Source organism: Microbacterium sp. RD1 (genome assembly GCF_052220165.1).
Taxonomy (GTDB): Bacteria; Actinomycetota; Actinomycetes; order Actinomycetales; family Microbacteriaceae; genus Microbacterium.
Genome location: NZ_JBQPOL010000003.1, coordinates 98,064 through 117,552, shown reverse-complemented (window position 1 = coordinate 117,552; position 19,489 = coordinate 98,064). Strand labels below are relative to the sequence as shown.

17 protein-coding genes and 1 tRNA gene are annotated in these 19,489 nt (G+C 70.8%); 11 read left to right on the top strand and 7 right to left on the bottom strand.

The window, feature by feature from the left end; genetic code table 11:
* Nucleotide 1: 1 nt before the first annotated feature.
* Complete coding sequence (locus tag ACTU3I_RS15065; protein ID WP_442926529.1) at nucleotides 2–1,276, top strand: CDP-glycerol glycerophosphotransferase family protein; 1,275 nt, start codon at nucleotides 2–4, stop codon at nucleotides 1,274–1,276.
* Here ACTU3I_RS15065 and ACTU3I_RS15060 read toward each other — a convergent pair whose 3' ends face one another.
* From ACTU3I_RS15060 to ACTU3I_RS15050, 3 genes are read right to left on the bottom strand one after another with little or no spacing between them, the layout of a single operon-like run.
* Nucleotides 1,277–2,596: a maltokinase N-terminal cap-like domain-containing protein gene (locus tag ACTU3I_RS15060; RefSeq protein ID WP_442926528.1), complete on the bottom strand. Its 1,320-nt coding sequence runs from the start codon at nucleotides 2,594–2,596 to the stop codon at nucleotides 1,277–1,279.
* Between the two features lie 9 nt (nucleotides 2,597–2,605).
* Complete coding sequence (locus ACTU3I_RS15055; RefSeq protein WP_442926527.1) at nucleotides 2,606–3,583, bottom strand: hypothetical protein; 978 nt, start codon at nucleotides 3,581–3,583, stop codon at nucleotides 2,606–2,608.
* Nucleotides 3,584–3,626: 43 nt separating this feature from the next.
* A complete protein-coding gene (locus ACTU3I_RS15050; RefSeq protein WP_442926526.1) occupies nucleotides 3,627–4,319 on the bottom strand; it encodes a phosphocholine cytidylyltransferase family protein in 693 nt (230 codons plus the stop codon).
* A 192-nt stretch (nucleotides 4,320–4,511) separates the two neighbouring features.
* On the opposite strand from ACTU3I_RS15050, the gene ACTU3I_RS15045 reads away from it, so the two are divergent.
* The 3 genes from ACTU3I_RS15045 to ACTU3I_RS15035 are packed head-to-tail and all read left to right on the top strand — an operon-like array spanning nucleotide 4,512 to nucleotide 8,256.
* Complete coding sequence (locus ACTU3I_RS15045; protein WP_442926525.1) at nucleotides 4,512–6,404, top strand: ATP-binding cassette domain-containing protein; 1,893 nt, start codon at nucleotides 4,512–4,514, stop codon at nucleotides 6,402–6,404.
* The gene (locus tag ACTU3I_RS15040) at nucleotides 6,380–7,939 is read left to right on the top strand and encodes a hypothetical protein (protein WP_442926524.1); all 1,560 of its coding nucleotides are present in this window, start codon (nucleotides 6,380–6,382) and stop codon (nucleotides 7,937–7,939) included. Before ACTU3I_RS15045 ends, ACTU3I_RS15040 begins: the two co-directional genes overlap by 25 nt.
* Before the next feature lie 50 nt (nucleotides 7,940–7,989).
* Nucleotides 7,990–8,256 (top strand): DUF3039 domain-containing protein, encoded by a 267-nt coding sequence (locus tag ACTU3I_RS15035; RefSeq protein WP_442926523.1) that lies wholly within the window; start codon nucleotides 7,990–7,992, stop codon nucleotides 8,254–8,256.
* Nucleotides 8,257–8,259: 3 nt separating this feature from the next.
* On the opposite strand, the gene ACTU3I_RS15030 is transcribed toward ACTU3I_RS15035, so the two are convergent.
* Nucleotides 8,260–9,585, bottom strand: coding sequence for a nicotinate phosphoribosyltransferase (locus tag ACTU3I_RS15030; RefSeq protein WP_442926522.1), 1,326 nt, complete (start codon nucleotides 9,583–9,585; stop codon nucleotides 8,260–8,262).
* Nucleotides 9,586–9,652: 67 nt separating this feature from the next.
* Here ACTU3I_RS15030 and murI point away from each other — a divergent pair, with 67 nt between their 5' ends.
* The 5 genes from murI to ACTU3I_RS15005 all read left to right on the top strand — a co-directional run bounded on the left by murI (nucleotide 9,653) and on the right by ACTU3I_RS15005 (nucleotide 13,843).
* A complete protein-coding gene (gene murI, locus ACTU3I_RS15025) occupies nucleotides 9,653–10,471 on the top strand; it encodes a glutamate racemase (RefSeq protein WP_442926521.1) in 819 nt (272 codons plus the stop codon).
* A gap of 80 nt (nucleotides 10,472–10,551) precedes the next feature.
* Nucleotides 10,552–11,295, top strand: coding sequence for a ribonuclease PH (rph, locus tag ACTU3I_RS15020; protein WP_442926520.1), 744 nt, complete (start codon nucleotides 10,552–10,554; stop codon nucleotides 11,293–11,295).
* Nucleotides 11,241–11,903, top strand: a complete 663-nt coding sequence (rdgB, locus tag ACTU3I_RS15015; protein ID WP_442926519.1) for an RdgB/HAM1 family non-canonical purine NTP pyrophosphatase — start codon at nucleotides 11,241–11,243, stop codon at nucleotides 11,901–11,903. Before rph ends, rdgB begins: the two co-directional genes overlap by 55 nt.
* Nucleotides 11,904–11,928: 25 nt before the next feature.
* Nucleotides 11,929–12,744: a glycosyltransferase gene (locus ACTU3I_RS15010; protein ID WP_442926518.1), complete on the top strand. Its 816-nt coding sequence runs from the start codon at nucleotides 11,929–11,931 to the stop codon at nucleotides 12,742–12,744.
* Nucleotides 12,745–12,928: 184 nt separating this feature from the next.
* The gene (locus ACTU3I_RS15005) at nucleotides 12,929–13,843 is read left to right on the top strand and encodes a cation diffusion facilitator family transporter (RefSeq protein WP_442926517.1); all 915 of its coding nucleotides are present in this window, start codon (nucleotides 12,929–12,931) and stop codon (nucleotides 13,841–13,843) included.
* Nucleotides 13,844–13,847: 4 nt separating this feature from the next.
* On the opposite strand, the gene ACTU3I_RS15000 is transcribed toward ACTU3I_RS15005, so the two are convergent.
* Nucleotides 13,848–16,394: an ATP-dependent DNA ligase gene (locus ACTU3I_RS15000; protein WP_442926516.1), complete on the bottom strand. Its 2,547-nt coding sequence runs from the start codon at nucleotides 16,392–16,394 to the stop codon at nucleotides 13,848–13,850.
* A gap of 69 nt (nucleotides 16,395–16,463) precedes the next feature.
* Between ACTU3I_RS15000 and ku the strand changes: the two genes are divergently transcribed.
* On the top strand, nucleotides 16,464–17,423 hold the full coding sequence (gene ku, locus ACTU3I_RS14995; RefSeq protein WP_442926515.1) for a non-homologous end joining protein Ku: 960 nt from the start codon (nucleotides 16,464–16,466) through the stop codon (nucleotides 17,421–17,423).
* A 4-nt stretch (nucleotides 17,424–17,427) separates the two neighbouring features.
* On the opposite strand, the gene ACTU3I_RS14990 is transcribed toward ku, so the two are convergent.
* Both ACTU3I_RS14990 and ACTU3I_RS14985 read right to left on the bottom strand, forming a co-directional pair.
* Nucleotides 17,428–18,207, bottom strand: a complete 780-nt coding sequence (locus tag ACTU3I_RS14990) for a DedA family protein (protein ID WP_442926828.1) — start codon at nucleotides 18,205–18,207, stop codon at nucleotides 17,428–17,430.
* A gap of 55 nt (nucleotides 18,208–18,262) precedes the next feature.
* Nucleotides 18,263–18,344: transfer RNA gene (locus ACTU3I_RS14985), tRNA-Leu, on the bottom strand.
* 117 nt (nucleotides 18,345–18,461) lie between these two features.
* Here ACTU3I_RS14985 and ACTU3I_RS14980 point away from each other — a divergent pair.
* On the top strand, nucleotides 18,462–19,475 hold the full coding sequence (locus ACTU3I_RS14980; protein ID WP_442926514.1) for a LacI family DNA-binding transcriptional regulator: 1,014 nt from the start codon (nucleotides 18,462–18,464) through the stop codon (nucleotides 19,473–19,475).
* Nucleotides 19,476–19,489 lie beyond the last annotated feature (14 nt).

Below are 19,489 nucleotides of genomic sequence, written 5' to 3'. Positions count from 1 at the left end.
GATGCGACCGTTAGGCGACGTGAAGCTCGCATGGAACCTCCTGCGCAAGGGCGTCGCGAACCGATCGGCCCTGGCGGCCGTGCGCCGGGAGGTCGCCGCGTCGCCGCCGCATCCGCCCCATCACTACCGCGTGGCCGTGTACTTCGCCGACGGGGCGGTGAACATGTACCAGATGCGCCAGTGGTACAAGCCGCTCGCCGACCTGGCCGAGCGGTGGCCCGTCGTGGTGCTCGCGCGTTCGGCGTTCGGTGCGAGAGCGCTCCTGGCCGAGGACGCACCGCCGGTGGCGTTCGTGCCGTCGGTGACCGACCTCGAACGGTTCCTCGCGTCGCAGGACATCCGCGTCGTGCTGTACGTCAATCAGAACACCCGCAACTTCCAGATGTTCCGGTACGGCCACCGCTGGCACGTGTTCATCAACCACGGCGAGTCGGACAAGATGTACATGACGACGAACCAGTTCAAGGCGTACGACTACGCCTTCGTCGCCGGGGACGCCGCGCGCGAGCGGCTCGCGCGCGTGCTGTGGGACTACGACCTCGACGCCCGCACCTTCGCGATCGGCCGTCCGCAGGCCGACCACTACTCCGGCGTCCTGCCGTACACGCCGGATGATCGCACCGTCGTGTTGTATGCGCCGACGTGGGAGGGTGACCGGCCGTCGGCCCTCTACGGCTCGATCCGCTCCCATGGCGAGGCCCTCGTGTCGGCCCTGCTCGCGACGGGGCGCCACCGGGTGATCTACCGCCCGCATCCGCGCTCAGGGGTGATCGAACCGGAGTACGGCGCGGCGAACCGGCGCATCATCGCCGCGCTCGCGGCGGCGAACGCGGCCGACCCCGGCGCACAGCACGTCTACGACGACGGACCTGAGCTGGGCTGGCAGCTGGCTGCCGCGGACCTCGCCGTCGTCGACATCTCCGCGATGGTCTACGACCGGCTCGCAGCCGACAAGCCGCTCCTGGTCACACGGCCGGTCGCGCCCGAGGCGGCCGTGGACACGCACGGGTATCTCTCGGCGTGCGAGTGGCTGTACGCCGCGGACGCCCCGGCGATCGTCGCGGAGGCCGATCGCGTGCTGGAGGACCCGGAATCGGTGGCCCGCCTGCGCTCCTGGGTGCAGCACTACTTCGGGGACACTACCCCCGGGGCGGCGACGGCGCGTTTCGCCGCCGCGATCGACACCCTCATGCAGCGATGGGACGCGTGGCATTCGCGACCCGGGGCGGAGGAGGACGTCGACGATCCCGACGACCTCCCCCTCGACGAGGACTGATCAGCTCGCCGTCATGCGTCGCACGGCCCCCAGCGGGATCGGCAGCCATCCGGGGCGATTGCGGGCCTCGTACACCGTCTCGTACAGCGCCTTGTCGAGCTCGAAGGCTCGGACGAGGACGGGATCGAGCGGTGTCGCCGCGGCCGACGCGGCGTATCCCTCCAGGAAGCCGCGGCGCGCCGCTGCTTCCCACGCCCGGCGGTCCTCCGCCGGGGCGGAGGGAACCGAGTCCGCGGCGTACGCGAAGGAGCGCAGCATCCCGGCGACGTCGCGGATGGCGAAATCCGGTTCGCGGCGCTCGTCCATCGGACGCAACGGCTCGCCTTCGAAATCCAGCAGCACCCATCCGCGACCGGGCACCTCGAGCACCTGACCGAGGTGCAGGTCGCCGTGGACGCGCTGGAGCAGCGGCCACGGCGTCTCGAGCGCGTGGTCGAACACGGCCGTGACCCCGCCGGCGACGGCATCGAGGTCGGGCACCGCTTGACGGGCCGCGTCCCAGCGGGAGCGCCATCCAGCCGCCACCCGTGCCCTGTCGTCGTCGGTCGCCGAGCGCGTGGGGAACAACCGCGCCAGGGCGGCGTGCATGCCGGCGACGGCGCTCCCCAGTTCGACCGCCTGGTCGTGGAAGTCGACGCCGTTCTCGGCTGAGCGCAGCGCGACGCGCCAGGCGTCCTCGACGCCGGGGAAGAACTCCTGGGCGAACGCCAGCGAGCCGGACACGATGCCGGGGTGCCGGGGATCGCGCCACACGCCCGACACCGTCCCGATCAGCGGCGGGACCGTCCGCAGGCCGGCGTCGCCCAGGGCGGCCTGGATCTCGATGTCGGGGTTCACCCCCGGATGCACCTGGCGGAAGACCTTGCAGATCAGCGGGGCCGTGCCGTGCGGGCGGTAGATGATCGACGTGTTCGACTGCTCGCCCTCCAGGACGGCGGCCGGAGCCTCCGCGGGCCAGGTGTGCGCGGCGGCGGGTTCTGCCGCGAGCGGGCCGTCCTCGCCCGCCACGGCGCCGCCCGCGGTCAGCTGCGAGTACAGCAGGGCCTGGAAGTACGGGTCGGCGGTCCCGTCGGTGAGGCTCCGTCCGTCGACCGACGCGATCGCGCCGGAGACGGCGCCCTCGTGCCAGACGACGGGCACCTGGTAGACGACGGTGTCGGTACCGCCGGAGTCGGCGACCAGAAGCACGACAGCGCGTGCGCGGGGCGCCCTGCCGACCTCCCACTCCGCGACGGCGCGCAGAACGGGCTGCGTGCCCTTGCCCGCGAACCACCGCTGACGCGGCATCCATTCCTGCAGATGCGGCAAGGTGCTATCCATGCCGGGAGGCTATCGATCCTCGCTCTGCGAAGGCGGGGGATTGCCCTCGGCGTCGTCGTCATGAGATGGGCCGCCGGGGAGGGCGCGGCGGGCGCGCCGCGTCGCCGTGCCGACCGATCGACCGACGCCCGCGATGCCGCGAAGGGCCGACGCTGTCGCACCGGCGACCGAGTCGCCGACGCGGCGGGCACCGGCGACGGCCGAGTGTTCCACGCGGCGCGCACCGTCGCGCGGTTCGAGGTCGCGGGGGAGGATCGCGGGCGGAGCGCCGAACGCGCGCCGAGACCCGACGAGCACGCGGCGCCCGAGGATGTGATTGCCGGCACCGCCGATGGCGGCGCCGATGCCGAACGGGAGCGCCTTGCCCACCCAGGACGCTCCGCCGCGAGCGGCGAACTGCCGGATGAACGTGGCTTTGAGCCGGTCGACGACGGGGCCGACCGCCGCTCGCGGCAACGTCTTGGTGACGAGGTCGCCCCAGTAGCCCGCGCGTGTCGGCCCTCGGCCCACGGCCTGCCCTGCCAGTTGAGCGAGCAGATCGACGCCCTCCTTGCCGAGCATGAGGGTGAGGACGAGCGCTCGCGCGCGATCGGGGTCCTCGACCGCGACGCCGTGGACCTCGGCGACCGACTGTGCGAACAGCGTGGTCGCCTCGAGGAACGCGACAGTCTCGACCCCGCTGAGCGCCAGCGTCACGCCCGTCCCGATCCCGGGGACCACGGCGGTGGCTCCGACCGCGGCTCCTCCGGCGGTGACCGCGCTGAGATAGCGTCGCTCGAGGATCCGCAGGATGTCGGAGGGTGCAGCATCCGGGTGGCGCAGGCGGATGCTGCGCAGATGCGCGAGCACGACCGGCCGCTGGATCGCCAGGACTCGATCGAGCATCCGGATGGCATGCGGGTGCTCTTCCGACCCGGGCGGAGGGAGGCCGCCCGACCAGGGCGAATCGTCGGGCAGCGAATGGATGCGATGCACCTTGTCGCTCATCGCAGCGAGCCTCCGTCCGCCGGCTGCGTGCCGGGCGGGTGCGTCACACGAAGTGGTTGGCGCGCTCGAGGTCTTCGGCGAAGTCGACCTCGACGGCGTACAGATCGGAGATGTCGAGAGGCTCGAGACGCACGCCGTCCTCCGTGATCGCCAGCTCGAGGCCGCGCTCGAAGTAGTCCTGGTCGTTCACGCGGGCGAGCTGGCGCTGGAACGCCTTCTTGTCGCGCGCCGAGATGTAGTTGATCCCCACCGCTTCGCCGATGCCGCCCACGACGACCTTCGAGAGCTCCTTGATGAAGCCCTCGGCGTCGACGGTGTACTTGACCTCTTCGTCGCTGACCTTGGCGGTGTTCACCGTGACGAAGGACTGGTCGCGCTCCATGAGCGGCAGCGCGCGGCCGAGGACACGAGGGTCGAAGACGACGTCGCCGTTCATCCACAGCACGCCGCCCTTGCCGGTCTGGGCGAGTGCCCGAAGAAGGCTCTTGGACGTGTTGGTCTGGTCGTAGCGCTCGTTGTAGACGTAGTCGGCGTCGGGGAAGGCATCGACGATGGTCTCGGCGCGATAGCCCACGACAGTGAGGATGCGAGCCTCGCGACCGAAGGCGGCGCGGATGTTGTCGTGCTGCTGGCGCATGATGCTGCGTCCGTCGCTCAGTTCGGTGAGCGGCTTGGGCAGGCTGCGCCCGAGACGCGAGCCGAGCCCGGCGGCGAGGATGACGATCTGAGGGGACACTGTTGCTCCTGGGGTTGGTTCACTTCCGGTTCACCGGAAAGCCACTCCTTTGTGCGACCTTCATGGTAGCGATGCTCCCTGGAAGCCTGCACAATGCGCGGCAGCCGTTGCCGATTCGTGATCCATGGTGTAGCTGCTGGGAAGGTGGCGGGAGCGGCTCGGAGTGTCGCCGCGACTTGATAGTTTGGACCGATGACAGCCTCCCTTCCGCTGCCTGAGAACCTTCCCCCGGATTCCGACGGCGAGGGCACCTCGAGCGCGGAATCGACGGCGCCCCCCACGCCTCGCCGGACACCTGCTCGCAAGGCCCCCGCGAAGAAGCCGCCCGCAGCGCCGAAGACGGCGGAAGACGCGGCCCCGGCGAGTGCCGACACTCCGAAGCCCTCGAGCCCGCGCACGTCGACGTCCAAGAGCACCGCGGCGCGGAAGCCCGCGGCGACGAAGACGACGGCTGCCCGCACACCGGCCACGACGAAGACGACCGCGTCGAAGTCCACCGCCGCGAAGTCATCCGCCGCCAAAGCGACGACCCCGCGGGCGACGGGGGCGAAGACGGCGTCCGCCCCGGCCGGCGCCAAGAAGCCTGCGCCGCGGCCATCGGCGGCCAAGCGGCCGGCAGCGCCGCGAGCGACGGCAGCCGCGCCCGCTGCGGCGAACGCGCCCGCAAACGCCGACGTCGTGTCCGCGCCCGCCGCGCCTCCGGTTCCTCCTCCGCCGCCGCTTCCGGACCACATCCTCATCCCGCCACTGCCTCCGCTGCCCCCGCTGCCCGCGACCGCCTCGTCCACGGGAGACGCGGTCGCCACGGACGAGCCGGCGCATCCCGGGAACGAGCCCGCCGCGTCGGCGGACGCCGCGGGGGAGCCTGAGGCTCTCGTCGGGACGGATCCCGAGGTCCCGTCGATCGTCGAGACGGATTCCGAGGTCCCGCCTGTCGAGACGGAATCCGAGATCACGCCGGACGTCGAGACGGAAGCCGGGATCGACGCAGGCGTCGAGCCGGCGCGGGAGATCACGCCGGACGTCGAGACGGAAGCCGGGATCGACGCGCTCGTCGCGACCGCCCCGGGCATCGGGACCCCCGCCCACGATGGCCCCGTCGAGGAGGTGCCCGCGGTGATCGTCGCGGACTCCCGTGCCGAGCCCGAGGCCGAGCCGGAGCAGCTCGAGGTCGAGCCGGAGGCGGTCGCCCTGGGAGAATCCGGACGGCCGACGCGTGAGCCGCTGGGCACTGAACCGGAACCCGCGCACCCGCGGGAGGCGGCTCCCGTCCTCGTTCCCGCCGACGCGCCCGAAGACGCCGCGGCTCCGATCGGTGCTTCCGATGTGCCTGCGCTCGCGCTGACGGGGGTGGCGAAGTCCTTCGGTGCGACAGTCGCCGTCGACGGCGTCGACCTGTCGGTGCCGGCCGGGTCGTTCTACGGCATCGTCGGACCGAACGGGGCCGGGAAGACGACGACCCTGTCGATGATCGCGGGTCTGCTCCGCGCCGACTCCGGCAGCATCGCCGTCAACGGCATCGACGTGCGCGCCGACCCCGCCCGCGCCAAGCGGGCCATGGGGGTTCTTCCCGACCGGTTGCGCACCTTCGACCGCCTGACCGGTCGGCAGCTGCTGTATTACTACGGCGTGCTGCGCGGACTGTCGTCGGCGGTCGTCGAGAGCCGCATCAGCGATCTGGCGCGCGCGTTCGACCTCGTCGAAGCGCTCGGCAGGCCGGTGTCCGACTACTCCGCCGGTATGACGAAGAAGGTGATGCTGGCCGGCGCGATGATCCACTCACCCCGGCTGCTCGTGCTCGACGAGCCCTTCGAGTCGGTCGACCCGGTCTCCAGCGCGGTCATCCTCGACATCCTGGGCACCTACGTGCAGCACGGCGGCACGGTCATCCTGTCGAGCCATGGCATGGAGCTCGTCGAGCGCGTCTGCACGCGCGTCGCGGTGCTCGTGGCAGGCCAGGTGCTCGCCGAGGGCACCGTCGACGAGGTGCGCGGCGCGGGCACGCTCCAGGAGCGCTTCCTCGAGCTGGCCGGCGGTCTCGGCGACGTGGAGGGTCTCGAGTGGCTGCACACGTTCTCCGACTGAGGCTCGCGTCACTCCTCGGCGCCCTCCGCGGCGACCGTCGCCATCAGATCCGGATGGTGATCGGTCTCGTCGTGCTCGTCGCCGCGGTCGGGGCGGCCTGCGTCGCCGTCCTGAGTCTGCGCGACTCGTCCGCGGCGGTCGCCGAAGTGGTGACGGTCCTCGGCGGTTCCGCCATCACCCTCGGCTTCGCCCTGGCGCCCCTCTTCCTCGGGGCCACCGATCCGCTGGACCCGCGCCGTTTCGCGGTGACCGGGCTCTCGCCGGGCCCGCTCTCGGCCGTCCTGGCTCTCGTGGGCCTTGTGAGCGTCCCGGTGCTCGTCGTCCTTGCCCTCGCCGTCTCCGCCGCCGTCATGTGGCGTGACCAGGGGACCGCCCCCGGACTCGGAGCGGTCTCGGTGCTGCTGAGCATCCTCATCTGCTCCCTGCTGGCCCGTGTGAGCGAGGCGATCGCGGCGCTCGTCGTCCGGCAGCGACGCTCGCGAGAGCTGACCAGCGTGTTCCTCGTCGCGATCGTCGTCGTGGTCGTTTCCGTCGGCGTCTTCCTCGCCTCGCTCGAATGGCGGGGGGCGGTGCCGGTGCAGCTGCGCGAAGCCGCTCACGTGCTCGCTCTCACGCCGCTCGGTGCCGCGTGGTCGATCCCCGCGACCGCACAGGCGGCATGGGGCGCCGGCCTCGCGATCGCGTTGACGACCGTGGTCGTGCTCGCGCTCCTGTGGGTCGTCCTGGTGATCCGGATGCTGACCACCATCGAGCGGCCCGTCGCGGTGCGCGAGCGCGGCGGGCTGGGGTGGTTCGCCGTCGCGCCCGGGACGCCCGGCGGGGCGATCGCCGCGCGCAGCCTCGTCTACTGGCTGCGCGACCGCCGCTACCTCGTCAACGTGGCAGTCATCCCGTTCGCCGCTGTTCTCACTGTCGTCCCCCTGGTGATCGCGGGAGTGCCGTGGCAGGTCGTCGTCCTCGTGCCGGTGCCGCTGATGGCGCTGTTCTTCGGATGGCTGCCGCACAACGACGTCGCCTACGACTCCACGGCGGTGTGGATGCATCTGGCCAGCGGCGTGCGCGGCTCGGCGGATCGCATCGGGCGCCTCGTCCCCATCGTCCTCATCGGCCTCCCCATCCTCGCCATCGCCGTGTCGGTCGCCACCGCGCTGCACGGACGGTGGGCGATCCTGCCCGCCCTCGCCGGCGTCTGTGCGGCGCTGTTCCTCTCCGGTCTCGGGCTGTCGAGCATCGCCTCGGCAGCCGCGCCATACGCGGTGTCCCGGCCCGGGGACAGCCCCTTCCAGCAGCCGCAGCGCACCGGATCCGGGGGAGTCATCGCCCAGGCGCTCGTCATGGTCGGGGCGATCGTGCTCAGCGCACCGACGCTGTGGTTGGCCTGGCTCGCCCTCACCGAGAACGTCGCCTATGCAACATCCGCGCTGTGGGGCGGGCTCATCGGGGGCATCATCGTCCTCGCCGCCGGCATCGCCATCGGCTCCGCCGTCTTCACCCGCCGCGGCGATCGCATCATGGAGTTCGCCGAAGCATCCTGAGGTCGCCCGTCCCGACCACTCCGGCCGGTCCGCCGCTACACTGGCACATCATGAGCACGCCCATCGAGCAGCCCGACCAGGGCGGCATCGCCACTCTCGACCGCGAGCTGGAAGAGCTCATCCGCGAGGAGAACGTCGAGCCGGGCGATCACGAGCGGTTCTCGCACTACGTCAAGAAGGACAAGATCCTCGAGTCCGCTCTCACCGGCAAGCCCGTGCGAGCGCTGTGCGGCAAGAAGTGGACTCCGGGGCGCGATCCGGAGAAGTTCCCGGTGTGCCCGACCTGCAAAGAGATCTACGAGTCGCTGCAGAGCTGACGTTCACTCGGCGTCGCGAAAGATCGTCGGGATCGCCGGATCGGATCGGCTGAGCGCGAGCGCCTGCACCGGCAGCTCCTCGCGTACCCGCGCGTGATGGGCACGAGCCGCCGCCACGCCCTGCGGTCCTTCGAACGACGCGTCAGTCTCGCCCGCGACCACCAGCGGTACCTGAAGCGCCCGCGCATCCGGATGCTCGGAAGAACGTGCGGGCCCTTCGAACCCGTCCGAGACCACGACGAGCTCCGTCGTCGCGACGCCGTCGTCGCGGGTGCGGAAAGCGGCCTTCCGCCCGCCACGCGAGGCCTTGTCGGCGGATGTCTTCGCCACGGCCTGCCACGCACCGTCGGAGTGCTGGCGAGCGACGAGCTTGAACACCATCCCGGCCGTGGGAGTCCCCGAGCCGGTCACGAGCGATGTCCCCACGCCGTAGGAATCGACGGGGGAGGCGGCCAGCGCCGCAATGGCGAACTCGTCGAGGTCGCTGGTGACCGTGATGCGGGTATCCGTGGCTCCGAGCTCATCCAGGAGGACACGGACGTCGGCGGCCACGGTGGGAAGGTCGCCGGAGTCCAGGCGCACGCCGCCGAGCCCGGTGCCCGCCACCCGCACCGCGGTCTCGACGCCGGAGCGGATGTCGTAGGTGTCGACGAGGAGCGTCGTGCCGGCCCCCAGCGCCGCCACCTGGGAGCGGAAGGCGTCCTCCTCGGTGTCGTGCAGAAGCGTCCACGCGTGGGCGGCGGTGCCCATGGTGGGAACACCCCAGCGTCGACCGGCGGCGAGGTTGCTCGTCGCGGCGAAGCCCGCGATGTACGCCGCGCGAGCGGCGGCGATCGCGGAGCCCTCACCGGCGCGGCGCGATCCCATCTCCGCGAGCGGCCGGTCGCCGGCGGCGACGCTCATGCGCGCAGCGGCGGTCGCGATCGCGGAGTCGTGATTGAGCACCGAGAGCACGAGCGTCTCGAGGATGACCGCCTCGGCGAACGTCCCCTCGAGGGTGAGGATCGGCGAACCCGGGAAGTACAGCTCGCCCTCCCGATAGCCCTGGATGTCCCCGCCGAAACGGTAGTCGGCGAGATAGTCGAGCGTGCCGGCGTCCACGATCCGCTCGTCGCGGAGGAACCGCAACTCGTCGTCGCCGAAGCGGAAATCGCGCACGAGCGACAGCAGTCTTCCCGTCCCCGCCACGACGCCGAAGCGGCGGGCGCCGGGGAGCCGGCGGGCGAACACCTCGAAGACGCAGCGCCGGTCGGCCGTGCCGTCGCGGAGCGCGGCATCCAGCATCGTCAGCTCGTAACGGTCGGTGTGCAAGGCGGTGCTCGCGCTCATGCGGTCACCCTACCGATCGCGGCAGTCGGGAGGATCCGCACGGACGCTCCGGGTAGGGTGGCATGTCGTGACGAACGCGCCGATCGGGATCTTCGACTCCGGCGTGGGCGGCCTTACCGTCGCGCGAGCCGTATCGGCCCAGTTGCCGAGGGAGTCGATCCTGTACGTCGGTGACACCGCCCGCTCGCCGTACGGACCGAAGCCGATCGCCGACGTCCGGCGCTATTCGCTGGAGGTCCTCGACTCGCTGGTCGAGCAGGGTGTGAAGATGCTCGTCATCGCGTGCAACACCGCATCCGCCGCCATGCTCCGCGACGCACGGGAGCGTTACGACGTCCCGGTCGTCGAGGTCATCGGCCCGGCTGTCCGCACCGCCATGTCGACCACCCGCAACGGCCGCATCGGTGTCATCGGCACGGAGGGGACGATCTCCTCCGGCGCGTACCAGGACATGCTCGAGGTGAACGAGCGCCTGACGGTCTTCGCTCAGGCGTGCCCCCGTTTCGTCGAATTCGTGGAGGCCGGCGAGACCGATTCCGCCGACGTGCTGAGCCTCGCCGAGCAGTACCTCTCGCCGTTGCGCCACGCCGGCGTCGACACGCTCGTGCTCGGTTGCACGCACTACCCGTTCCTCGAGGGCGCCATCAGCTATGTGATGGGACCCGACGTCAGCCTCGTCTCCAGTGACACCGAGACGGCGAAGGATGTGTACCGCCAGCTCGTGAGCCGCGACCTGCTCGCCGATGCGGACGCGGTCCCCACTCACGTGTACGAGGCGACGGGCGACTCGGCGGAGGAGTTCGTCCGACTCGCGCACCGCCTCATGGGCCGCGAGGTGCGAGACGTGCAACTGGTTCAGACCGGCGCCATCGACCTGCCGCGCTGACGCGCATTCCCGGAAGTTCGCAGGGAAACTCCGCCCGAAACCTGCTGAACTGGAAGCTACCCGAAAAAGGAAGTAACCCGATGACCGATTTCACCCGTGCTGACGGCCGCGCCGTCGACGAGCTCCGCCCCGTGACCATCGAGAGAGGCTGGTCCAATCACGCCGAAGGATCGGCGCTGATCAGCTTCGGTCACACCCGGGTGCTCTGCACCGCCTCCTTCACCAATGGTGTGCCGCGCTGGCTCACCGGGAAGGGCAAGGGCTGGGTGACGGCCGAGTACGCGATGCTGCCGCGCGCCACCAACACCCGCAACGACCGCGAGAGCATCAAGGGCCGTGTCGGGGGGCGCACTCACGAGATCTCCCGCCTCATCGGCCGCGCCCTGCGCGCGGTGGTGGACACGAAGGCCCTCGGCGAGAACACCATCGTGATCGACTGCGATGTGCTGCAGGCCGACGGCGGCACCCGCACGGCAGCCATCACGGGCGCCTACGTCGCCCTGGCAGACGCGATCGCCTGGGGCAAGGAGCGCAAGTTCATCGCGCAGCGATCGGAGGTGCTGTTCGATTCGGTCTCGGCCATCTCCGTCGGCATCGTCGACAGCACGCCCCTGCTTGACCTCGCCTATGTCGAAGACGTCCGCGCGGGAACCGACATGAACGTCGTCGTCACCGGGCGCGGGCTCTTCGTGGAGGTGCAGGGGACAGCCGAGGGCGCACCGTTCGACAAGAGCGAGCTCGACCGTCTGCTCGAGCTGGGAGTGACCGGATGCGCCGGCCTCCGCGACGCGCAGGCCGCAGCCCTCGCGGGGCCTGCCGAGTGAGCTCGGGCGCGCGTCGGCGGATCGTCCTCGCCACGCACAATCCGCACAAGGTCGCGGAGTTCCAGGCTCTGGTCGCGAGTGTGCGCAGCGATCTCGATGTCGTCCCCTACGACGGGCCGGAGCCCGTCGAGGACGGGGTCACCTTCGCGCAGAACGCCCTGATCAAGGCGCGCGCCGCCGCGGCGCACACCCGTCTTCCCGCGCTCGCCGACGACTCCGGCATCTGCGTCGACGTCCTCGGCGGCGCGCCCGGGGTGTTCTCGGCGTACTGGGCAGGCCACGCCAAGGACGCGGGGGCCAACCTCGAGCTGCTCCTCGACCAGCTCTCCGATGTCGCCGATCCGCACCGCACCGCGCAGTTCGTCTCGACGATCGCTCTCGTCACCCCGGGCGGCGGGGCGGAGACGGTCGAGGGCCGCTGGCCCGGGCGACTGGCGCGCGCCGCATCCGGAGCCGGAGGCTTCGGGTACGACCCGGTCTTCATCCCGGACGGCCAGGAGGAGGGCGCCCAGCGCACGGTCGGCGAGTGGTCGGCCGAGGAGAAGAACGCGCACTCCCACCGGGCGCGCGCGTTCGCGGCACTGCAGCCGTTGCTCGAGCGGCTCTGACCCGTCGTCGGTTACGGTCGGAGCCATGACCTCGCCCACCGTGACCATCGTCATCCCCGCCTACAACGAGGAGGCGACCATCCGGCACTGTCTGGTGGCGGCCGCCTCGCAGACCGTGCCGGCGGAGGAGATCCTGGTCGTCGACAATCGCTCGACCGACGGTACGCGCGCGGCGGTCGAGGCTATGTCGGCGGCGTTTCCGGATGCGCACATCCGCCTCATCTCGCAGAACGCCGAGCAGGGCATCACTCCGACCCGCAACGCCGGATTCGATGCCGCGAGCGGGGAGGTGCTCGGGCGCATCGACGCGGACTCGGCGATCATGCCGGACTGGGTCGAACAGGTGAAGCGGGCGTTCGCCACGGGGGATTTCGTCGCCGCGTCGGGGCCCGTCGAGTACTACGACATGCCGCTGCGCGGCTTCGGGCATCAGGCCGACGACGCGTTCCGAAAGATCCAGGTGAAGCTCGCCGGGAACTATGTCTTCCTCTTCGGAAGCAACATGGCGCTGACCAAGGACGCGTGGCTGCAGGTGCGCGACGACGTGTGCCCGGATCGGGAGGACCTCATGCACGAGGACCTCGACCTGGCCGTGCACCTGGCGATGAAGGGCCTGAAGATCGGTTACGTCTCCGCCATGGTGGCCGGCATGTCGGCCCGGCGGCTCGACGACGCCCCACGCGATTTCCGGTTCTACGTCGACCGCTTCGAGCGCACCTACGCCGCGCACGGCATCCACGACGTCCGGTTGCTCGCGCCCATGGCGGTGTTCCTCGGCATCTATCCGGCGCTTCACCTGGAGCGCGAGGTGCAGGCGAAGCTCGCCGAACATCCGCGGTGACCATCGGCGCCGTCCACAGATTCGGAGAGGCGACCCGGATACGGACGCGTCGGTCTTCAGCATCCGAATCCGGCGTCGATCTCCGAATCCGCGACGGTCGCGTGGCACGGTGTTGAGAATCAGCATCGTTCCCGAGTACGGCGGAGGACGGACGCCGCCTCGTCCGGAGTCGTAGCCTGGCTGTATGCACGATCACGCGCCCGGCATCCGCGGGGGGAGCAACCGCCGGTTGCTGGCGATCTCCCTCGCGATCACCTGCGTCGTGCTGGTCGTGCAGATCGTCGGCGCGGCGCTCTCGGGCTCGCTCGCCCTGCTCGCCGACGCGGCGCACATGTTCACCGATGCGGCGGCCCTCGTGATCGCGTTGATCGCCAGCACGGTCGCTGCGCGACCCGCGAACGACCGGCGGACGTACGGGTATCAGCGCGCCGAGGTGTTCGGCGCGCTCGCCAACGGCGTGATCCTCGTCGCCCTCGCGATCTGGGTCGGCATCGAGGCCGTCATGCGCCTGCTGAACCCGGGCGAGGCGGAGGTCTCGGGCGGACTGATGCTCGTCGTCGCGATCGTCGGACTCGTCGCCAACGCCGTCGCGCTGTGGCTCCTCGGCCGCGCCCAGCGCACCAGCATCAACGTGCGCGGCGCCTACCTCGAGGTGCTCGGCGACCTGCTCGGATCGGCCGCGGTCATCGTGGCGGCGATCGTGATCGTCGCGACGGGGTGGGCGCCCGCCGACGCGCTCGCGTCGCTTCTGATCGCGGCGATGATCGTGCCGCGGGCGATCGGACTGCTGCGCGAGGTCACCTCGGTGCTGGGGGAGTCCACTCCCCAGGGCATGCACGTGCAGGAGATCCGCGACCACATCCTCGCCACGCCCGGAGTCGTCGACGTCCACGACGTGCACGTCTGGCAGCTCACGCGCGGCGCCCCCGTCTTCAGCGCGCACGTCGTGGTCGACGATGCGACGCTTCGCGACGGTCGCGCCGGCGGCATCCTGGCGTCCCTCCAGGGATGCATGAGTGATCACTTCGACGTCGAGCACTCGACCTTCCAGCTGGAACCGGCCGGACACATCGAGCACGACGACGCCCGCCACGCCTGAGGTCTCACGACTCGCGGACGACCTCGTCGGGTGTCTTGTCGGGGCGCAGGCCCCGCCACCGGGAGTGTCGCAGGATGCCGCCGGGGGTGAACTCGGCGAACTCCACCTCCCCGACGAGTTCGGGGCGCACCCACAGCGCGTCGCGCGCATCCGGAGCCGGAACGTCGATGAACGGGCTGTCGGGCGTCCGCAGCGGCGTGAGCCGGCCGAGCAGATCGGCGAGCGTCGCCTCGCTGAAGCCGGTGCCCACGCGGCCGGCGTAGGCGAGTCCGCCTTCGCCGGGGATCCCCAGGAGCAGGGAGCCGATGGTGCCGCCGCGGTTGCCGCGCCCGGGGCGGATCCCGCCGATCACCACCTCCTGGGTGCGGGTGAGCTTGACCTTCAGCCAGTGCTCCGAGCGGATGCCGCGCCGATAGGTCGACGTGGGGTCCTTCACCACGATCCCCTCCAGACCGAAGCTGCCGCTGGCGGTGAGGGCGCCGTCGACGTCGTCGAAGACGGGCGGGAGCACGAGTGGTTCGCCGACCCCGGCGAGAAGCTGCTCAAGTGCGGTGCGACGCTCTTCGAGGGAGAGCGACGTCAGGTCGTCACCGCCGCGCACCAGGATGTCGAACACGAAGTACTTCACGGGCGTGCGTTCGGCCTCACGGGCGATCTCGCGCGGCTTGACGAGATTCATCCGGGTCTGGAGGAGGGGGAAGCTCGGACGCCCGCGGGAGTCGAGGGCCACGATCTCGCCGTCGAGGACCACCGGGTCGGGTCCGAGTCCGAGGTCGACCGCCGTCAGGTCGGGGTAGGCGGCGGTCATGTCGTTGCCGCTGCGGGCGCGCAGGTGCAGGCGGGATCCGTCCCAGACCGCGACCGCGCGGATGCCGTCCCACTTCACCTCGACCCACGCCTGGTCCGCCCAGCGTCGGGCCGACGCGCGCGCGATGCCCGGGGATGCCGAGGTCGCGAGCATCGGACGCAGCTCGGCGCGCGGCGGCAGCGTCGTCTCACCCGGCGGCGATGCCTTCGCGGCGCGCGGGACATCGGCCGAGGGGCGGGCACGAGGGGCTTCCGTGCCCGCGTCCGGGGCGGTCGCCCGCGGCATCGGAGAGCCTCCGTCGGGCTCGGTCGGGACGACCGGGGCGCCGTCGGGCTGCGGATGACCCGCCGCATCCGTCTTCATGCGATGCAGCAGCCACGTCGACTTCTCCCCGGACCCGTCGGTGCGGATGAGCGCGAGGCGCACGCGGCCGAGAGGCCCGCCGGCCCGCCCCTCGAGCGTGAAGATCACCTCGTCGTCGCGCCACTTCTCGAGCTCGTAGCGGCCCTCGTCCCAGATCGTCATGACACCCGCCCCGTACTGGCCCGCGGGGATCTCGCCCGAGAACGTGGCGTACTCGAGCGGGTGGTCCTCGGTCTGCACGGCGAGGTTGTTGCGGGCCGCCGTCGCCGGCACGCCGCGGGGGACGGCCCAGCTCGCCAGGACGCCGTCGCGCTCGAGTCGGAGGTCCCAGTGCAGGCGCGAGGCGTGGTGCTCCTGGATGACGAAGCGGGGAAGACCGTCGGATGCGGTGGCGCCCAGCGGGTTCGCCGGAACCGGCTCGGGTGTCGACCCCGCCGTGCGTTTGGCGATGTAGACGCTCAGCGGCCCGTCGCCGGCCGACCGCGCCCCCGCGTGGAATCCGAGCGGGCTCATCGGGTCGCCGAGCTCACCGGCGCGCTCGAGCACCTCGGTGAACAGCAGATGCCGCAGCCCCGGGTCCTCGAGCTCCTCCCACGTGCGCGGCGCGGCCACGGTGGGGGCCTCACGACCGCGCAGCGAATAGGGCGCGATCGTCGTCTTCGAGCCGTTGTTCTGACTCCAGTCGATGAACACCTTCCCCGGCCGCGCGGACTTCGCCATCTGGCTGACCACGAGGTCGGGCGAATCGGCCTCGATGGCCCGGGCGAGCTCCTTGGCGAAGGCGGTGATGGCGTCACTGGACTGCTCACCCGGGAGCGGCGCGTACAGGTGGATACCCTTGCTGCCGCTGGTCACCGGGTAGGTGTCCATGCCCATGTCCGTGAGGATGGCCCGCGCGTGGCGGGCCACTTCGGCGCACTCCGCGAGCCCGACGCCGGGCCCGGGATCCAGGTCCAGCACGAGGCGGTCGGGGTGACCGCGTCCGCCGTCGGGGGCGAAGCGCCACTGCGGGACGTGGAGCTCGAGACTCGCCACCTGCGCGAGGTAGACGAGGGTGGGCACGTCGCCGATGAGCGGATAATCCTTCGGACCCGACGAGTGGGGGATCGGATGCCGCTGCACCCAGGACGGCGCACCGGCCTCCAGGTCTTTGGCGAAGAACGACATGCCCGGAGCATCCGGAGTACCCACCCCGTCGGGCCACCGCTTGCGGGTGACCGGACGCCCGGTGACGTGCGGGATGAGCCAGGGCGCGATACGCGTGTAGTAGGCGATGACCTCGCCCTTCGTGGTCCCGGTCTCGGGATACAACACCTTGTCGAGGTTGGTGATGCGCAGCCGGCGGCCGTCGATGCGCACCGTCTGATCGCCCGCGGCCATGTGCACCACCGTATCCGTGTCGGCGCAAGGGGATAGCCGGGACGGGTGTGACAGGTGTGTACTGGTGAGATGAGGTCGATCTGGAAGGGCGCGCTGACGTTCGGGCTCGTCAACGTGCCGGTGAAGGTGTACTCCGCGACGGAGGATCACGACGTTCCCCTGCATCAGGTGCACAACAAGGACGGCGGCCGCATCCGGTACCAGCGCATCTGCGAGGTCGACGGCGAGGTGGTGCCGTACTCCGACATCGACCGTGCGTATGACGACGGAGAGCGCACCGTCGTTCTCACGAAGGACGACTTCGATGCGCTGCCCTCCGAGCGCAGCCGTGAGATCGACGTCGTCGAGTTCGTGCCCACCGAGCAGGTCGACCCGCTGACGTTCGACAAGGCGTACTACCTCGAGCCCGACTCCGCCTCGCCGAAGGCGTACGTGCTGCTGCGGCGCACGCTCGAGCAGACGGACCGCACCGCGATCGTGCGATTCTCGCTGCGGCAGAAGACGCGCCTGGCGGCCCTGCGCGTACGCGGCGACGTGCTCGTGCTGCAGACGCTCCTGTGGTCCGATGAGGTGCGCGAGGCGGCGTTCCCCTCGCTCGACGAGTCGGTGCGCATCTCGGCGAAGGAGCTGGAGATGTCGGCGGCTCTCGTCGACAGTTTCGCCAAGGACTTCGACCCCGAGGAGTTCACGGACGAGTATCAGGCGGAATTGCGGACCCTGATCGACGCGAAGCTCGAGCAGGGCGACGCGGTCGACACCGCCGCGACGTTCGGCGAGACCGAGGACGCGGATTCCGGCGGCGAGGTGATCGACCTCATGGAAGCGCTTCGCGCGAGCGTGGAACGCAGTCGCGCGGCCCGCAGCGGCGGCGGCACGAAGACGGAGGAGGCGAAGAGCTCCGGTACGAAGAGCTCGTCGTCGAAGGCCTCCTCGTCGAAGCCGGCGGCCAAGTCGACCAAGAGCGCGTCGACCAAGGCCGCGTCCGCGAAGACGTCCACGGCCAAGAAGAAGACCGCGAAGGCCTCCTGAGCCCTCAGGCTCCGGGCGTCTGCCCGTCGTGGCGCGGGCGGCCGTCGTGGTCGAAGACCTCCGGGTCGAGGACGAGCGCCTGCGCCTCCTGCGCGTCGGTCTCGGGGTCGCCACCGTGCGGCGCGCGCTTGGCGCGGGCGCGCTCGCGGAAGTAGTGGAAGGCCACGAAGGCGATGGTGCCGGCGACGGCGACGAGCAGGATCACGTCGATGTACTCCGCGACGAAATCACCGACGTAGGGGATGAGCCCGATCAGATACCCGCCCACGGTCAGGCCGAAGCCCCAGATCACCGCGCCGACGAGGTTGTAGAGCGTGTACTTCCACTTGTTCATGTGCCCGACGCCGGCGGCGATGGGGGCGAACGTGCGGACGACGGGGACGAAGCGCGCCAAGATCACAGTGAGCGCGCCGAAGCGCTCGAAGAACGCGTTGGTGCGTTCGACATTCCGCACGCTGAAGATCCCCGACTCCTTCCGCTCGAAGATCGCGGGGCCTGCCTTGTGGCCGATGTAGTACCCGACCTCGCCGCCGATGAAGGCGGCCAGGCCGATCAGCAGCCCGACCCACCACACGTTGATCCCGAACACTCCGTGGGGCGCCGCCGCAGACGGATGAGACAGCAGCCCGGCCATGATGAGCAGCGTGTCGCCGGGCAACAGGAACCCGATGAGCAGCCCGGTCTCGGCGAAGATGATGAGGCACACCACCAGCAGCGCCCACGGTCCCGCCGCGGTGATGATCGCCTCGGGGTCGAGCCAGGGGATGAGAGCGGCTTGGGTGATCACACGGAGTCCCGTCGTTCGGTCGGCGGATGGAGCGGGCGCGAAAGCGCCGCCGTGCGGAAGGTGGGACTTGAACCCACACGCCCGGAGGCACAGGAACCTAAATCCTGCGTGTCTGCCAATTTCACCACTCCCGCGGGTGGAATCAGTCTAGGCGTGCGGGGGTTCGGCGACCCTGGGGGTCAGCCCCCGATCCCTCGCGGGCCCGGCCGGTGCTGCCGGGGAAGCGTGAGCCGGCGTGGCAAGGTGGTCGCATGGTGAGTCTTGCGGAGGTCGCCAAGCGCGCCGGGGTGGGCACCGGTACGGCGTCGAGAGCGCTCAGCGGCAGGGGCTCCGTCGACGAGGCGACGCGGCAGCGGGTGCTGGTGGCCGCCGAAGAGCTCCGGTATCGCGGCAACGCGGCCGCGCGTGCGCTCCGGGAGCGCCGCAGCCGAATGGTGGGGCTGCTGCTGCCCGACCTCGACAACGAGTTCTACACCGCCGCGGCGGAGGTCCTCCAGAGCGAGGTGGCAGCGGCTGGCTATCAGCTCATCGTCGCGCAGACGAGCACTCGTCTGGGGGATGAGCGACGAGCGTGGGAGAGCATGCTGCGCTCCGGCGTCGACGGGGTGGTGCACGTCCCGGTCGACCCGAGCGCCCCCGTGCCGACGGAGCTTCCGGTGGTCCAGCTGAACCGCCGGTCCGACGACGGCGAGATTCCCGCTGTCCTCACCAACGACGCGGAAGGCGTCGAACAGCTCACGCGGCTCGTCCTCGAGGCAGGTCACCGCGATATCGCTCTGCTCGTCGGCTCCCTCGAGTACAGCACCTCGCGCGAACGACTCGAGGGCTTTCGCCGTGCGATCCGTGCCGCCGGCATCCGCGAGGTCCCGATCGTCGACCCGCCGCCAGGCGCTCGCGCGCGCGTCGTCCACGCCGACCTGAGCATCGAGGCGGGCATCGCTGCTTTCGCCTTGCTGGAGGGCGACGCTCCCACGGCCGTGCTGGCGCTCAACAGCCGTCTGCTCCTGGGAGTCCTGGCGAGCTGCCAGAGACGCGGGCTCCGCGTGCCCGAGGACGTCTCCATCGCGGGGATGGGAGATCCCGTCTGGTATGCGGTATGGTCTCCGGCCATCACGACCTTCTCCCCGCCGCTGGCCGAGATGGGTCGCCGCGCCGGCCGCGAGATCCTCGCGCTGATCGAGCATGGGGACGATCGTGACGCGATGACCCCGCCGGTGCGCTTGGCCGGGGAGCTCATCATCCGCGATTCGATCGTCTCCCGCTGAGCTCGACAGCGGGC

Coding starts and splice junctions, on each gene's coding strand:
- rdgB (WP_442926519.1), top strand. CDS start 11,241: ATGCGCCGGCCTCCGCGACGCGCAGGCCGCAGCCCTCGCGGGGCCTGC.
- ACTU3I_RS15000 (WP_442926516.1), bottom strand. CDS start 16,394: ATGGCCGCGGGCGATCAGACGGTGCGCATCGACGGCCGCCGGCTGCGC.
- ACTU3I_RS15035 (WP_442926523.1), top strand. CDS start 7,990: ATGAGCACGCCCATCGAGCAGCCCGACCAGGGCGGCATCGCCACTCTC.
- ACTU3I_RS15065 (WP_442926529.1), top strand. CDS start 2: ATGCGACCGTTAGGCGACGTGAAGCTCGCATGGAACCTCCTGCGCAAG.
- rph (WP_442926520.1), top strand. CDS start 10,552: ATGACCGATTTCACCCGTGCTGACGGCCGCGCCGTCGACGAGCTCCGC.
- ACTU3I_RS15055 (WP_442926527.1), bottom strand. CDS start 3,583: ATGAGCGACAAGGTGCATCGCATCCATTCGCTGCCCGACGATTCGCCC.
- ACTU3I_RS15045 (WP_442926525.1), top strand. CDS start 4,512: ATGACAGCCTCCCTTCCGCTGCCTGAGAACCTTCCCCCGGATTCCGAC.
- ACTU3I_RS14980 (WP_442926514.1), top strand. CDS start 18,462: ATGGTGAGTCTTGCGGAGGTCGCCAAGCGCGCCGGGGTGGGCACCGGT.
- ACTU3I_RS15060 (WP_442926528.1), bottom strand. CDS start 2,596: ATGGATAGCACCTTGCCGCATCTGCAGGAATGGATGCCGCGTCAGCGG.
- ACTU3I_RS15005 (WP_442926517.1), top strand. CDS start 12,929: ATGCACGATCACGCGCCCGGCATCCGCGGGGGGAGCAACCGCCGGTTG.
- ACTU3I_RS15010 (WP_442926518.1), top strand. CDS start 11,929: ATGACCTCGCCCACCGTGACCATCGTCATCCCCGCCTACAACGAGGAG.
- ACTU3I_RS15030 (WP_442926522.1), bottom strand. CDS start 9,585: ATGAGCGCGAGCACCGCCTTGCACACCGACCGTTACGAGCTGACGATG.
- ku (WP_442926515.1), top strand. CDS start 16,464: ATGAGGTCGATCTGGAAGGGCGCGCTGACGTTCGGGCTCGTCAACGTG.